This window comes from Psychrobacter sp. 4Dc, assembly GCF_002836715.1.
Taxonomy (GTDB): Bacteria; Pseudomonadota; Gammaproteobacteria; order Pseudomonadales; family Moraxellaceae; genus Psychrobacter.
Genome location: NZ_PJAT01000060.1, coordinates 1 through 231, shown reverse-complemented (window position 1 = coordinate 231; position 231 = coordinate 1). Strand labels below are relative to the sequence as shown.

The 231-nt window shown below is 54.5% G+C and carries 1 protein-coding gene; it reads right to left on the bottom strand.

The genetic code is table 11. The annotated features are described in order from the left end of the window. Positions 1-231 (bottom strand): MBG domain-containing protein (locus CXF61_RS14015; protein WP_193834172.1); only part of this gene is annotated, 231 nt, incomplete at both ends.

Sequence of the window (231 nt, the reverse complement as noted above, 5' to 3'; positions counted from 1 at the left end):
GCTCTGACCATTGTAGGTGGTGCTGTCGCTATTGGCGGTCACAGTAGCTGCGGCTTTGGCGATATCCAAGCTGCCATTTACGAAGGTCAAGTCGTAGTTGTTGTCTGAACCACTGGCGGTGCTGACGTAGTTGCCAGCATTGGTGCCGCTACCACTGGCGCTCACTTGAGCTAAGACGGATTCGGTTTCACCATTGACAAGACCGGTGGCGCTAAAGCCAGTCACGCTTTG